This window comes from Streptomyces sp. NPDC104226, from assembly GCF_055584085.1.
This window is the reverse complement of record NZ_JBVJMS010000004.1, coordinates 75,927-88,825: the sequence shown is the minus strand read 5'-3', so window position 1 is coordinate 88,825 and position 12,899 is coordinate 75,927. Positions and strand designations below refer to the sequence as shown.

General features: G+C 72.4%; 14 protein-coding genes, 1 tRNA gene and 2 pseudogenes. 9 read left to right on the top strand and 8 right to left on the bottom strand.

The annotated features are described in order from the left end of the window. Positions 1-74: 74 nt before the first annotated feature. Positions 75-488, top strand: a pseudogene (locus ACZ60J_RS13870) (flavin reductase family protein); the annotation flags it as partial. Between the two features lie 47 nt (positions 489-535). Here ACZ60J_RS13870 and ACZ60J_RS13865 read toward each other — a convergent pair. After that, positions 536-1,192, bottom strand: a complete 657-nt coding sequence (locus ACZ60J_RS13865) for a helix-turn-helix transcriptional regulator (protein WP_469682412.1) — start codon at positions 1,190-1,192, stop codon at positions 536-538. Positions 1,193-1,308: 116 nt separating this feature from the next. Between ACZ60J_RS13865 and ACZ60J_RS13860 the strand changes: the two genes are divergently transcribed. From ACZ60J_RS13860 to ACZ60J_RS13850, 3 genes are read left to right on the top strand one after another with little or no spacing between them, the layout of a single operon-like run. Further along, on the top strand, positions 1,309-2,439 hold the full coding sequence (locus ACZ60J_RS13860; protein WP_469681702.1) for an LLM class flavin-dependent oxidoreductase: 1,131 nt from the start codon (positions 1,309-1,311) through the stop codon (positions 2,437-2,439). 9 nt (positions 2,440-2,448) lie between these two features. Continuing rightward, on the top strand, positions 2,449-3,180 hold the full coding sequence (locus tag ACZ60J_RS13855; protein WP_469682411.1) for an SDR family NAD(P)-dependent oxidoreductase: 732 nt from the start codon (positions 2,449-2,451) through the stop codon (positions 3,178-3,180). Further along, positions 3,177-4,067, top strand: a complete 891-nt coding sequence (locus ACZ60J_RS13850; RefSeq protein WP_469681701.1) for an alpha/beta hydrolase — start codon at positions 3,177-3,179, stop codon at positions 4,065-4,067. Before ACZ60J_RS13855 ends, ACZ60J_RS13850 begins: the two co-directional genes overlap by 4 nt. Positions 4,068-4,071: 4 nt before the next feature. Here the strand turns inward: ACZ60J_RS13850 and ACZ60J_RS13845 are convergent. After that, positions 4,072-4,143: transfer RNA gene (locus ACZ60J_RS13845), tRNA-Trp, on the bottom strand. Positions 4,144-4,210: 67 nt separating this feature from the next. Between ACZ60J_RS13845 and ACZ60J_RS13840 the strand changes: the two genes are divergently transcribed. Together ACZ60J_RS13840 and ACZ60J_RS13835 are read left to right on the top strand one after the other, a co-directional pair. Continuing rightward, complete coding sequence (locus ACZ60J_RS13840; protein ID WP_469681699.1) at positions 4,211-4,528, top strand: hypothetical protein; 318 nt, start codon at positions 4,211-4,213, stop codon at positions 4,526-4,528. A 43-nt stretch (positions 4,529-4,571) separates the two neighbouring features. After that, a complete protein-coding gene (locus tag ACZ60J_RS13835; RefSeq protein ID WP_469681697.1) occupies positions 4,572-4,919 on the top strand; it encodes a hypothetical protein in 348 nt (115 codons plus the stop codon). On the opposite strand, the pseudogene lepB reads toward ACZ60J_RS13835, so the two are convergent. The 5 genes and pseudogenes from lepB to ACZ60J_RS13810 all read right to left on the bottom strand — a co-directional run. Further along, positions 4,915-5,628: pseudogene (lepB, locus tag ACZ60J_RS13830) on the bottom strand (signal peptidase I); the annotation flags it as partial. The gene ACZ60J_RS13835 and the pseudogene lepB overlap by 5 nt on opposite strands. 90 nt (positions 5,629-5,718) lie before the next feature. Further along, entirely contained in the window at positions 5,719-6,876 is a 1,158-nt protein-coding gene (locus ACZ60J_RS13825) for an acetyl-CoA C-acetyltransferase (protein ID WP_469681695.1), read from the bottom strand. A gap of 16 nt (positions 6,877-6,892) precedes the next feature. Further along, entirely contained in the window at positions 6,893-7,507 is a 615-nt protein-coding gene (locus tag ACZ60J_RS13820) for a TetR/AcrR family transcriptional regulator (protein WP_469681693.1), read from the bottom strand. A gap of 25 nt (positions 7,508-7,532) precedes the next feature. Continuing rightward, the gene (locus tag ACZ60J_RS13815; RefSeq protein ID WP_469681691.1) at positions 7,533-8,327 is read right to left on the bottom strand and encodes an SDR family oxidoreductase; all 795 of its coding nucleotides are present in this window, start codon (positions 8,325-8,327) and stop codon (positions 7,533-7,535) included. Continuing rightward, the gene (locus ACZ60J_RS13810) at positions 8,324-9,472 is read right to left on the bottom strand and encodes an acyl-CoA dehydrogenase family protein (protein WP_469681689.1); all 1,149 of its coding nucleotides are present in this window, start codon (positions 9,470-9,472) and stop codon (positions 8,324-8,326) included. The genes ACZ60J_RS13815 and ACZ60J_RS13810 overlap by 4 nt, the downstream gene beginning before the upstream one ends. Before the next feature lie 46 nt (positions 9,473-9,518). Here ACZ60J_RS13810 and ACZ60J_RS13805 point away from each other — a divergent pair, with 46 nt between their 5' ends. Genes ACZ60J_RS13805 through ACZ60J_RS13795 form a run of 3 tightly spaced genes read left to right on the top strand, consistent with a single transcriptional unit; the run spans position 9,519 to position 12,501 of the window. Beyond that, the gene (locus ACZ60J_RS13805; RefSeq protein WP_469681687.1) at positions 9,519-10,373 is read left to right on the top strand and encodes an enoyl-CoA hydratase; all 855 of its coding nucleotides are present in this window, start codon (positions 9,519-9,521) and stop codon (positions 10,371-10,373) included. Continuing rightward, complete coding sequence (locus tag ACZ60J_RS13800; protein WP_469681685.1) at positions 10,373-11,518, top strand: acyl-CoA dehydrogenase family protein; 1,146 nt, start codon at positions 10,373-10,375, stop codon at positions 11,516-11,518. Before ACZ60J_RS13805 ends, ACZ60J_RS13800 begins: the two co-directional genes overlap by 1 nt. Beyond that, positions 11,518-12,501: an acyl-CoA dehydrogenase family protein gene (locus tag ACZ60J_RS13795; RefSeq protein WP_469681683.1), complete on the top strand. Its 984-nt coding sequence runs from the start codon at positions 11,518-11,520 to the stop codon at positions 12,499-12,501. The genes ACZ60J_RS13800 and ACZ60J_RS13795 overlap by 1 nt, the downstream gene beginning before the upstream one ends. On the opposite strand, the gene ACZ60J_RS13790 is transcribed toward ACZ60J_RS13795, so the two are convergent. Beyond that, positions 12,483-12,866, bottom strand: coding sequence for a YrdB family protein (locus ACZ60J_RS13790; RefSeq protein WP_469681681.1), 384 nt, complete (start codon positions 12,864-12,866; stop codon positions 12,483-12,485). The two genes, ACZ60J_RS13795 and ACZ60J_RS13790, sit on opposite strands and share 19 nt — an antisense overlap. Positions 12,867-12,899: the final 33 nt, after the last annotated feature.

The following is a 12,899-nucleotide window of genomic DNA, read 5'->3' as shown; positions in this document are numbered from 1 at the left end:
CGAGCGTGGGCGGTATCCAATCACAGCTGTTTCGGTTAGGCATATACCTAGTAGAAATAATCAGGGAGGTTCCCATGAGGGAGGCAGCCATGTCCGACATGAAGTCGGTCCTGTCCAGCTTCTGTACCGGTGTCGCCGTCATCACGGCACGCGGAGCCGACGGTCGTCCCGTCGGGATGGCCGTCCAGTCCTTCTCGTCCGTGTCCCTCGACCCGCCGCTGGTCTGCTTCTGCCCGGCGCGCACGTCCACCACCTGGCCCCGGATCCAGGCGGCGGGAGCCTTCGCCGTCAACATCCTCGCCGCCGACCAGCAGGAGCTGTGCCGCCGGTTCGCCGTCACCGGGGGCGACAAGTTCGCCGGCGTCCCCTGGCGGGCCGGCGGCAACGGTGCGCCCCTGCTGGACGGGGTCCTCGCCACCGTGGAATGCGGCCTGGAGGCCGTCCTGGACGGCGGCGACCACGCCATCGCGCTGGGCCGGGTCACCGCCCTGACGGCGCACCGCGAAGGCGCGCCGCTGCTCTACTTCCGGCGCACCTACGGGCGCTTGCCCGGCGCCGCATCCGGCTCCGGTGCCGGGGCCGGCGCGGGGTTCGCGGTGCGCCCGCTCTCCAGTGCCGCGATGTCGTCGAGCATGGCGGTCGCCAGGTCGCGCTCGGAGGCGTAGTACCGCTCCGCCCACTTGAGGGTGAGCGTCGGGTACGCCCACGAGGCCTCTTCCCGCGCCCCGTCCGCGTCGGCCACCGCGCGCCGCCGCATCTTCTCCGCGAACTCCTGGTGCTGTACGAGGACTTCGCGCATCTGCTCCGGCTCCAGCAGGTGGCCGAGCCACAGCCGCAGCATCGGCCCGTGCTTGAGCACCGGCGGGTCGACGGGCGCCTCGCGCGCCCAGCGCCGTACGGCCGTCATGCCCTCGTCCGTGATCCGGTACACCCGCTTGTCGCGGGTGCCGGTCTCCTGGGCGACCATCCGCGAAGAGGCGTAGCCGGCCTTCTCCAGCCGCTTGAGCTCGCTGTAGATCTGGCTGAAGGACGGGCTCCAGTAGAAGAAGCGCAGGGACCAGTCCGACCACTTCTTCAGGTCGTAACCGGAGAGCTCCTCCCCGAAGGAGAGCAGCCCGAGCACCGCCCAGCTGGTCGCGGGGAGCGTGCGCCCGTTCGTCTCTTCTGCCGCCTCGTTGGTCACGCAGCGCAGTCTACGACCGGTCTTGGCAGCGGCCCTTCCCCCGGTCCAGTATGACTGCTAGAAGTATTCCTATTCGAAATACATCACCGACGTGCCGTGCGCAGCGCACGGCTGGGAGGCACCCCGTGAAGTTCTCGATGATCTTCGAGGCGCAGCTCGTCGACCCGACGCCCGAACGCGAGCGCCAGGTCATCCACGACTGCGTCGAACAGGCCGTGTTCGCCGAGGAGATGGGCTTCGACCGGATCTGGGCCGTGGAGCACCACGCCCTCACCCAGTACGCCCACATGAGCGCCTCCGAGATCTTCCTGACCTGGGTCGCCGCCCGGACCGAGAAGATCCGCATCGGCCACGGCGTCGTCACCATGCCCTTCGGCTACCAGCACCCCGTGCGCGTGGCCGAACGCGCCGCCATGCTCGACGTGCTCTCCGGCGGCCGCGTGGACATCGGCGCCGGCCGCGGAGCCACCCGCCAGGAGATGTCCATGTACGGGGTCCGCCCCGAGGACACCTACCCGCAGATGGAGGAGGCGCTGCGGATCTTCTCCTCCGCCTGGCGCGAGGAGAAGTTCGAGTGGCACGGCTCCATCGACATCGGCCCCGGCGCGGTCCTGCCCCGGCCGGTCCAGGACCCGCACCCGCCGCTCTTCATGGCCTGCTCCAAGCACGACACCCTCAAGCTCGCCGCCGAACTGGGCATCGGAGCACTCGTGATGGGCTTCGCCGGCGCCGACGACGTCCGTACGATGCGCAAGGTCTACGACGAGGCCATCGCCACCCGCAGCGGGGACCGCTTCGTCTCCACCGAGGTCAACGACCACCTCTCCGCGCTCTGCCCCACCATCGTCCTCGACGACGCCGAGCGCGCGCTGCGCCTGGGCACCCGCGGCCAGCGCTTCTTCGCCGAGTCCATCGCCCACTGGTACGGCAACGCCCCGGAGCCCACCGGCTACTCCGAGGACGAGACCGCCGAGGAGCACGTGGCCGCACTGGAGAAGGGCCGCGAGGAACTGGTCGCCAAGCTCCACGAGGCGAACATCCCGGCCCGCCCCGTAGACACCGGCACCTACAACGCCGAGCATGCCTACGGCGATGCCCGAACGGCCATCGCCTACGTCGAGCAGCTGCGCGAGATCGGCGTCGACGAGGTCATGTGCCTGATCCAGATGGGCACCGTCCCCCAGGAGGCCTGCATGGAGACCATCCGCCAGTGGGGCGAGACGGTCATCCCGCACTTCCGCGCCCTGGAGGGCTGACCCGTGAGCCTGAGCCCCTCCCTGGACGGCAAGGTCGTCGTCATCACCGGCGCCGGACGGGGCCAGGGCGCGGCGGAGGCCCGGCTCTGCGCCGAGGCCGGCGCGCGGGTCGTGGTCACCGACATCCGGGAGGAGGAGGGCCGCGCGGTCGCCGCCTCACTCGGCGACCAGGGACTCTACGTCCACCACGACGTGGCCGACGCCGACAGCTGGGCGGCGGTGGTCCGCGAGGCCGTACGCACCTTCGGCACGGTCTCCGCCCTGGTCAACAACGCCGCGCTGTGGCGCACGGCCCACGTGGAGCGCCAGGACCTGGAGGACTTCGAAGCCCTCCTGCGGGTCAACCTGCTCGGGCCCTTCCTCGGCATCCAGGCGGTGGCCCCGGTGCTGCGCGCCGCCGGAGGCGGCTCCATCGTCAACGTCTCCTCCACCGCCGGGCTGGTCGGCATTCCGGGCCACGCGGCGTACGGATCGACGAAGTTCGCCCTGCGCGGGCTCACGAAGTCGGCCGCGCTGGACCTGGCGGGGGACCGGATCAGGATCAACTCCGTGCATCCGGGGGCGATCGACACCCCGATGGTCAGCGGGGCCGTCGCGGGACGGGACTGGTCGCACCTGCCGCTGGGGCGGATCGGGCGGCCCGAGGAGGTCGGGGAGCTGGTCCTCTTCCTCTGCTCGGACGGCTCCTCGTACATCACGGGCGCGGAGTTCGCGGTCGACGGGGGGATGACGGCGCGATGAGCGGCACCGATCGGCTGTCCCCGGCGGCCCGCCTGCTGTGCGACGTGATGGCGGCCGCCTTCCCCGGACCGGGTGACGTGGCGGCCCTGCGGGCGGCGGCGTCCGGAGCGCGGGGCGGGGGAGCGGAGGTGGCCTCGGTCCGGGACGCGGTCGCCGACGGGGTCCCCGTCCGGATCTACGACCCGGCGCCGGGCACCGCGGGCCGCCCCCTCGCCGTGTTCTTCCACGGCGGCGGCTGGGTGATGTGCGGCCTGGACACCCACGACGCGCTGTGCAGGGCCCTGGCCGTGGCCTCGGGCGCGGTGGTGGTCTCCGCGGACTACCGCCTCGCGCCCGAACACCCCTGGCCGGCCGCGCCCGACGACGCGCTGACGGTGCTGGTGTGGGCCCGGGCGCGGGCGGCCGCACTGGGCTGCGACCCCGAGCGGCTGGTCGTCGCCGGGGACTCCAGCGGAGGCAACCTCGCGGCCGTGACGGCCCTGCGGGCCCCCGAACTGGTCGCCGGCCAGCTGCTGTTCTACCCGGCGCTGGACGCCTCGATGGAGCAGCCCTCGGTGGCGGAGTTCGCAGCGGGGTACTTCCACACCGCCGCGCACATGGCCTGGTACTGGGACCAGTACGGCGGCGACCCGGACCACCCCCACGTCTCCCCGCTGCGGGCCCCGGACCTCTCGGGGCTGCCGCGCACCCTGCTGGTCCTGGCGGACTGCGACGTCCTGCGGGACGAGGGCCTGGCCTACGGGCGCCGGCTGGGCGGGGCGGGCGTGGACTGCGGGGTCCACCTGGTCCCCGGGGTCTTCCACGGCTTCCTCGGCCTGCCGCTCCCGGCGGGGGCCGCGGCGATCGGGACGGCGGGCGCGTGGGTGGCGGCGACGCCCGCGAAGTAGGGGGGTGGGGCGGCCGGATTCGAACCGGCGTCCTCCTGCGATGGTGCAGGTGCGTTGCCTCTGCGCTACGGCCCCGCCCTGCCCCGGATCCTAGGCGCGGCCCCGCCGGACGCACACGCGAATATCCCCGGCATGATGTGCGCATGTCGATATCGGCCCCGGGGGCCTTCGCGCGCAACTCCCTCGCCCTCGCAGCGGAGTTCGCCGCCGCCCTGCTGATGCGCGGCTCCCAGCCGCACTGGCTGCCGGTCCTGCTCGGCCTGGTCGCCCTCGTGTCCGGACTGCCGCACGGCACCGACGCCGGCTTCGTCCACCGCACCGCACTCGCCCTCGGCGCGGTGGCGATCGCCCTGTCCGCGGCCCGGGCCCTGGACGCCCCCGACCCGCTGCTCTGGCAGCTCCTGACCGGCGCCCTCGTCCTGACCCAGACGGTCTCCCTGACCCGCCTCTCCCGCACCTGAAAACCGCTGGTCGGGCGCCTTGTCGCCCGCCTACGCTGCGCCCATGTCCCCCACTACGACCCTGTGGCGCCCGACGGGCCCGACGGAACTGGACCTGGTCCGCGAGCTCGACTGGCGCGCCTGGCCGCCGCGGCTGCCGGACCAGCCCATCTTCTACCCGGTCCTGAACGAGGACTATGCGGTCCGCATCGCCAGTGACTGGAACGTGAAGCACAGCGGATCCGGCTACGTGACGCGCTTCGAGGTGGACTCGGCGTTCCTGGAGCGCTACCCGGTCCGGCAGGCCGGCGGGGAGACCATCCTGGAGCTGTGGGTCCCGGCGGAGGAGCTGGACGAGTTCAACGCGCACATCGTGGGCCGCATCGAGCTGGTCAGGGAGTTCCACCGCTGATCCCCGGCTGCCCGAAGGCGTCCGGGACGGGGAGGGTCGACCAGCGGGGCACGGGCCAGGCGACGGCGACGGCGCGGCCGACGACCTCCGACACCGGTACGAAACCGTGGGTCTTCGGGTCGTTCTGGTGGTAGCGGGAGTCCGAGGACTTCTGGCGGTGGTCGCCCATGACCCAGAGCTTCCCGGCGGGAACGGTGACCGGCCCGAACGGCTTGTCGCCGCACGGGGTGTTCCCCGGGAAGACGTACGGCTCGTCCAGCGCCTTGCCGTTGACCTCGACCGGTCCGTTCCCGTGGCATTCGACCGTGTCGCCACCGACCGCGATGACCCGCTTGATCAGGTCCTTCTCGTTGGCGGAGGGCATCAGGCCGATGGCGCTGAGGGCGTTCTGGAGGACGTTGCGCTCCGGGACGGGCTCGCCGTCCAGCCAGTCGCTCGGGTCGTGGAAGACGACGACCTCGCCGCGCTCGGGCTCCGAGCCGAACCAGGGGGTGAGCTTGTCGACCAGGACCCGGTCCCCGCGCTGGAGGGTGTTCTGCATCGAGAGGGAGGGGATGGAGAACGCCTGGAAGAGGAAGGTCTTGATCAAGAACGCCACCACGAGGGCGACGGCGACGAGCAGCGGCAGCTCCTTCCAGAACGGTCGCCGGGAACCGTCCTGCGCGTCGGCTGGGTCGCCCATCGAGGCCTCCGATCGTGTGTCGACCAGGACCACGAAACACGTGGGGCGGTGTGCCGACGGTAAAGGCGGCCCCCGGGAGCGGTGTCCCGGGGGCCGTTTCTGCGGGGAGGGAGGGCGCTACAGCCGCTCGATGATGGTGACGTTGGCCTGGCCGCCGCCCTCGCACATGGTCTGGAGGCCGAACCGGCCGCCCGTGCGCTCCAGTTCGTGGAGCAGGGTCGTCATCAGCTTGACGCCCGTCGCGCCCAGGGGGTGCCCCAGGGCGATCGCGCCGCCGTTGACGTTGACCCGCTCCGGGTCCGCGCCCGTTTCCTTCAGCCAGGCCAGGGCCACCGGCGCGAAGGCCTCGTTGATCTCGACCAGGTCGATGTCGGCGAGGGACATGCCCGTCTTCTTCAGGGCGTACGCCGTCGCCGGGATCGGCGCCGACAGCATGCGGATCGGGTCCTCGCCGCGCACCGACAGGTGGTGGATGCGCGCCCGCGGGCGCAGCCCGTGTTCCCGTACCGCCCGCTCCGAGGCCAGCAGCATCGCCGCCGCGCCGTCCGAGACCTGGGAGGAGACCGCCGCCGTGATGGTGCCGCCCTCCATGACGGGCTTCAGGGTCGCCATCTTTTCGAGGGTGGTGTCGCGGCGCGGGCCCTCGTCCACCGCCACCGCGCCGTACGGCACGATCTCCCGCTCGAAGCGGCCCTCGTCGATCGCGCGCAGCGCCCGCTGGTGGGAGCGCAGGGCGAACTCCTCCATGTCGAGGCGGGAGATGCCCCACTTCTCCGCGATCAGCTGGGCCCCGTAGAACTGGTTGACCGGGGAGTCGCCGTACCGGGCGCGCCAGCCCTGCGAGCCGAGGTACGGGCCCTCGGTCAGGCCCAGCGGTTCCGCTCCCTGCCGCGAGGCGAAGGCGATCGGGACCATCGACATGTTCTGGGTTCCGGCGGCCACCACCAGGTCCTGGGTCCCGGACATGACGCCCTGCGCCGCGAAGTGCACGGCCTGCTGGGAGGACCCGCACTGGCGGTCGATGGTGACGCCGGGGACCTCCTCGGGGAGTCCCGCGGCCAGCCAGGCGGTCCGCCCGATGTCGCCGGCCTGCGGCCCGACGTTGTCGAGGCAGCCCATCACCACGTCCTCCACGGCCGCCGGGTCGATCCCGGACCGTTCGACGAGCGCCTTCAGGACGTGCGCTCCCAGGTCGGCGGGGTGGACCTCGGACAGTCCTCCCTTGCGCCGCCCGACGGGGGTGCGTACCGCTTCGACTATGTAGGCCTCGGGCATCGGAACTCCTCAGGGGTTACGTACGGGTGGCGATTCCGTCCAGGACCATCGACAGGTACTGGCGGGCGATCTCCTCGGGGCTGTGCTGGCCGCCCGGCCGGTACCAGGACGCCGCCACCCACACCGTGTCGCGCACGAAGCGGTAGGTGAGGCGGATGTCCAGGTCGGCGCGGAAGACCCCGTCCGCGACCCCGCGCTCCAGCGTCCCCAGCCACGCCTTCTCGAACTTGACCTGCGAGTCGGAGAGGTAGTGGAAGCGGGGCTGGACCGACAGGGTCCGGGACTCCTTCTGGTAGATGGCGACGGCGGCGCGGTGCCGGTCGATCTCCCGGAACGATTCGGTGACGAGGGCCTCGATGGTCTCCCTGGGTCCGAGACCGGCGGCGAGGACGGTGTCGTACCCCTCCCACAGCTCGGTCAGGAAGGCGGAGAGGATCTCGTCGAGCATCGATTCCTTGGAATCGAAGTGGTAGTAGAGGCTGCCGGCGAGCATGCCGGCGGCGTCGGCGATCTTGCGGACGGTGGTGGCGTTGTAGCCCTGCGCGGCGAAGACCTCGGCGGCGGTGTCGAGGAGTTCGCGGCGGCGTTCGGGCGACGCCGTCACCTGTGTCTTCTTCTTGTTCGTTGGCACGCGCCTATTCTGGTCATACGGCGGCCTAGGCGTGCTGACTGCTGACCGACACCGTCTCGCCCGTCATGTACGACGAGTAGCCGCTGGCCAGGAACACGATGACGTTGGCGACCTCCCAGGGCTCGGCGTACCGGCCGAAGGCCTCGCGGGCGGTGAGTTCCGTGAGCAGTTCCTCGCTGGTGACCTTCACCAGGTGCGGGTGCATGGCCAGGCTCGGCGCGACCGCGTTGATCCGTACGCCGAACTCCGCGGCCTCCAGCGCCGAGCAGCGGGTCAGTGCCATCACCCCGGCCTTGGCGGCGGCGTAGTGGGCCTGCCCGGTCTGGGCGCGCCAGCCGACGACGGAGGCGTTGTTGACGATCACGCCGCCCGTTCCGGAGGCCTTCATCGCGCGCATCGCGGCGCGGGTGCAGCGGAAGGTGCCGTTCAGGGTGACGTCGAGGACGCGGGACCACTGCTCGTCGGTCATGTCGACGAGGTGGGCCGTGCCGCCGAGCCCGGCGTTGTTGACGACGAGGTCGAGGCGGCCGTGGAGCCGTTCGGCGAGCGCGAAGAAGGCGCCCACCTGCTCCTCGTCCGTGACGTCGCAGGGCAGGGAGGCGACCCGGTCCGCGCCGAACTCCGCGGCCAGTGCCTCCTCGCTCTCCTTGAGGCGCCGGGCGTGCGCATCGCCGATGAGGACGCGGGCCCCCTCTTCGAGGAAGCGGCGCGCGGTGGCCCCGCCGATGCCGGCCCCGGCGGCCGCGGTGATCACGGCGGTCCGGCCGGCCAGCAGTCCGTGCCCGGCCACGTACTCGGGTGCGTTGCCCGTCGGGTTCACGCCCGTACCTCCTTGGGAAGGCCGAGGATGCGCTCGGCGACGATGGTGCGCTGGATCTCGTCGGAGCCCGCGTAGATGGTGTCCGAGCGGGAGAAGAGGAAGAGCCGCTGCCAGTCGTCGAGGTCGTACGGGTCCCCGTGCTCCCCGGCCGCGAGCAGCGAGGCGGCTCCGCAGACGTCCATGGCGAGTTCGCCGAGGTCCCGGTGCCAGCGGGCCCAGTACAGCTTGGCCGTGGACGGGGCGACCCCGGGCCGCAGCGCGGAGGCGCGCATGGTCTCCAGGCCGATCCAGGCCCGGACGAGCCGGTCGCGGATCAGCGGATCGGCCATCGCGCCGTTGCGCTTGGCCAGTGCGGCCAGCTCCTCGAGCTCGCGGCGGAAGCCGACCTGCTGGCCGAGGGTGGAGACGCCGCGCTCGAAGCCGAGGGTGGCCATGGCGACGGCCCAGCCGTCGCCGGGCGCGCCGACCACGTGGGCGGCGTCGGTGCGGGCCCCGTCGAAGAAGACCTCGTTGAACTCGGAGGTCCCGGTCAGCTGCACGATGGGCCGGACCTCCACCCCGGGCTGGTCCATCGGGACCAGGAGGTAGGACAGTCCGGCGTGCCGGCGGGAGCCCGGTGCGGTGCGGGCGACGACGAAGCACCACTGCGCCTCGTGGGCCAGGGAGGTCCAGATCTTCTGGCCGTCCACCACCCACGCGCCGTCCACGAGGGCGGCCCGGGTGCGGATGTTCGCCAGGTCCGAGCCGGCGTCGGGCTCGCTGTACCCCTGGCACCACAGTTCTTCCACGGCCCGGATGGGCGGCAGGAAGCGCCGCCGCTGCTCCTCGGTGCCGTGCGCGATGAGGGTGGGGCCGAGGAGCTGCTCGCCTATGTGGTTCACGCGCGCGGGCGCGTCGGCCAGCGCGTACTCCTCGTGGAAGGCGATCTGCTGCGCGGTGCTCGCGCCGCGGCCGCCGTACTCGACGGGCCAGCCCACGCAGGTCCAGCCGTGCGCCGCCATGTGCCGTTCCCAGGCGAGGCGTTCGGCGAAGGCCTCGTGCTCCCGGCCCGGTCCGCCGCGGCCCTTGAGGGCGGCGAACTCGCCGGTGAGGTGGGCCCGTAGCCAACTCCGAACCTCGGTGCGGAACTCCTCGACGCTGCTCATGGCCGTACGTTAACCTACCAAACACTTGTTAGGGAAGGATGCAGCGATGCCCGGAGAGATGTCCGACGAACCCCCCGTGCTCTACGAGCGCCGCGGCCCGGTCGCGTACGTGACCATGAACCGCCCCCGGTACCGCAACGCCCAGAACAGCGCGATGACCTACGCCCTCGACGACGCCTTCTACCGGGCCGCCGACGATCCCGCGGTCAAGGTCGTCATCCTGCGCGGGGCAGGCGAGCACTTCTCGGCTGGCCACGACATCGGCACCCCCGAACGCGACGCCCACCTGCCCTTCGAACGCCGGGCCGGCCTCTGGTGGGACCACTCCGAGCGCACCGGCGCCGAATCCCGCTTCGCCCGCGAATCCGAGGTCTACCTCGGCATGTGCCGGCGCTGGCGCGAACTGCCCAAACCCGTCATCGCCTCCGTCCACGGCGCCTGCGTGGCCGGCGGACTGATGCTCGCCTGGATCTGCGACCTGATCGTGGCCAGCGAGGACGCCTTCTTCGCCGACCCGGTCGTCCGCATGGGCATCCCCGGCGTCGAATACTTCGCCCACCCGTGGGTCATGCCCCCGCGCATCGCCAAGGAATTCCTCTACACCGGCGACCGGATGCCCGCCCGCCGCGCCCACGAGATCGGCATGGTCAACCGCGTCGTCGAACGCGCCGACCTGGCCGGAGCCACCGACCTGCTCGCCCTGCGGATCGCCGAGATGCCCTCCTTCGGACTCGCCCTCACCAAGCGGGCCGTCAACCAGGCCGAGGACCTCCAGGGCCTGCACACCGGCATGGACTCCGTCTTCGGCCTGCACCACCTCGCCCACGCCCACAACGCCGAAACCGCGGCGGACTCGCTCGGCGGCGTCAACATCGCCGCCATGAAGGAGGCGAACAGCTGATGGACCTGAACCACGCGGCGGACGTGGAGGCCTTCCGGGCCGAGGCGCGCGACTGGCTCGCCGCCCACGTGCCCGCCACCCCCCTGCCCTCGCTGGAGACCCGCGAGGGCTTCGCCGCCCACCGGGAGTGGGAGGCGCTCCTGCACTCCGCCCGCTGGGCCGTGGTGTCCTGGCCCGAGGAGTACGGCGGCCGCGGCGTCGACATCGAGCACTGGCTGGTCTTCGAAGAGGAGTACTGGGCCGCCGGCGCGCCCGGCCGGGTCTCCCAGAACGGCATCAACCTGCTCGCCCCCACCCTCTTCGACCACGCCACCGACGAACAGCGCGCCCGCGTCCTGCCCTCCATGGCGAGCGGCGAGACGATCTGGGCCCAGGCCTGGTCCGAACCCGAATCCGGCTCCGACCTCGCCTCCCTCACCTCCCGGGCGGTGCGCACCGAAGGCGGCTGGCTGCTGTCCGGACAGAAGACCTGGTCCTCGCGGGCCGCCTTCGCCGACCGGGCCTTCGGGATCTTCCGCACCGACCCCGACGCACCCAAACCCCACCAGGGCCTCACCTACCTGATGTTCGACCTGCACGCCCCCGGGGTCACCGTGCGGCCCATCGGCCGCCTCGACGGCAAGCCCGCCTTCGCGGAACTCTTCCTCGACGAGGTCTTCGTCCCCGACGCGGACGTCATCGGGGAACCCGGACAGGGCTGGCGGATCGCCATGTCCACCACCGGCAACGAGCGCGGGCTCACCCTGCGCGCCCCCGGCCGCTTCCTCGCCGCCGCCGACCGCCTCGTGGAGCTCTGGCACAGCCACGGTGACCCGGCCGACACCGCCCTGCGCGACCGGGTCGCCGACGCGGTCGTCGGAGCCCGCGCCTACCAGCTGTTCACCTGGGCCAACGCCTCCCGCTTCGCCGCCGGAGAGAAGATCGGCGCCGAGTCCAGCCTGAACAAGGTGTTCTGGTCCCAGTACGACATGGCCCTCCACGAGAGCGCCCTCGACCTGCTGGGCCCCGACGCGGAACTCGCCGACGGGGAATGGGCCGAGCCGTGGATCTTCTCCCTCGCCGGCCCCATCTACGCGGGGACCAACGAGATCCAGCGCGACATCATCGCCGAGCGGCTGCTCGGCCTCCCGAAGGGCCGCCGCTGATGCGCTTCCTGCCGTCCGAAGAACAGTCGGACTTCGCCCGCACCCTGCGCGGTCTGCTCGGCACCTGCGAGGTCCCGGCCGCGGTACGGGCCTGGGGCGCGGGCGACCACGCACCCGGCAGGGCGGTGTGGGCGCGGCTCGCCGATACCGGCCTGTTCGCCCTCGCGGCCGACGAGGCACACGAGGGCCTGGGCCTGATGCCGCTGGAGCTGGCCACCGGCTTCGTGGAACTGGGCCGCGCCGGCGTCCCCGGACCGGTGGTGGAGACCGCCGCAGCCGCCGTACTCCTGACCCGGCTCGGGGACGAGGCACTGGCCAAGCGGTTCCTCCCCGGGCTGGCGGCGGGGGAGACCACGGCCACCCTCGTCCTGCCCGGCGGCGGCCCGTACGCCCTGGACGCCGACGCGGCCACCCACCTCTTCACGGTGTCCCCGGCCGGCGAGCTCCGCCTGGCCGCCGCCCCCGCCGAACTGCGCACCTCCACCGACCCCGCCCGGCGCCTGGCCCTCCCGGACGGCGGCGGCGAACTCCTCGCCACCGGCCCCGCGGTCACCGCGGCCGCCCGCGACGCCGCGCACTGGGCCCGGCTGCTCACCGCCGCCCAGTGCCTCGGCACCGGCGAGGCCCTCCTCGCGCGCACGGTGGAGTACGCGAAGCAGCGCACGCAGTTCGGCACGGCGATCGGCGGCTTCCAGGCGGTCAAGCACCGCCTCGCGGACACCCTGCTCGGCCTGGAGTTCGCCCGGCCCCTGCTGTGGGCGGCCGCGCTCTCCCTGGACCCCGGGGAGATCGCCGCGGCGAAGCTGACCGCGGGCGAAGCGGCGTACGCGGCCGCCATGACCGCGCTCCAGCTCCACGGAGCCGTCGGCTACACCGAGGAACTCGACCTCTCCCTGTGGCTGCGCAAGGCCCGCCCGCTGCGCGATGCCTGGGGGAGCCCCTCGCAGTGCCGCGCGGCGGTGCTTCAGGAGCGGCTGCGGTAGTAGGTCGCCAGGGCGGTGTTCACCACCACGATCACCGTGAACCAGAGGGACGGCAGCCGCTGCCCGAGCGCGAGCAGCGCCAGGGCGGCGGCGCCGAACACCACCACCTTCACCCCGAGCTGCGCGGCGAGCGGGACGGCGTACCGGGCCTTCGGCGCGGCGAACATCCCCCAGAGCACGGCCGCGGCGGCCGGCGCGGCCACGGCGAGGGCGATCGACCCCAGCCGCCCGATGTCACGCGTGAAACCCCACCAGGCGAGCAGGCCCAGCGCCAGCAGTTCCAGGAGGAAGGCGAGGCCCTCGTTGGCGAGGAAGAAGCCCCTGACGGCAGGGGGCGGCGGGGAAGCCGGCGTGGAGGACGTCATGCAGGTCAGCCTCGTGCGCCGACGGCGGAAGGA

Bases quoted from the DNA above. Each gene is read 5' to 3' on its own strand.
- ACZ60J_RS13835 (WP_469681697.1), top strand. From the start codon at position 4,572: ATGTCCCCCACTACGACCCTGTGGCGCCCGACGGGCCCGACGGAACTG.
- ACZ60J_RS13805 (WP_469681687.1), top strand. From the start codon at position 9,519: ATGCCCGGAGAGATGTCCGACGAACCCCCCGTGCTCTACGAGCGCCGC.
- ACZ60J_RS13800 (WP_469681685.1), top strand. From the start codon at position 10,373: ATGGACCTGAACCACGCGGCGGACGTGGAGGCCTTCCGGGCCGAGGCG.
- ACZ60J_RS13795 (WP_469681683.1), top strand. From the start codon at position 11,518: ATGCGCTTCCTGCCGTCCGAAGAACAGTCGGACTTCGCCCGCACCCTG.
- ACZ60J_RS13850 (WP_469681701.1), top strand. From the start codon at position 3,177: ATGAGCGGCACCGATCGGCTGTCCCCGGCGGCCCGCCTGCTGTGCGAC.
- ACZ60J_RS13790 (WP_469681681.1), bottom strand. From the start codon at position 12,866: ATGACGTCCTCCACGCCGGCTTCCCCGCCGCCCCCTGCCGTCAGGGGC.
- ACZ60J_RS13810 (WP_469681689.1), bottom strand. From the start codon at position 9,472: ATGAGCAGCGTCGAGGAGTTCCGCACCGAGGTTCGGAGTTGGCTACGG.
- ACZ60J_RS13840 (WP_469681699.1), top strand. From the start codon at position 4,211: ATGTCGATATCGGCCCCGGGGGCCTTCGCGCGCAACTCCCTCGCCCTC.
- ACZ60J_RS13825 (WP_469681695.1), bottom strand. From the start codon at position 6,876: ATGCCCGAGGCCTACATAGTCGAAGCGGTACGCACCCCCGTCGGGCGG.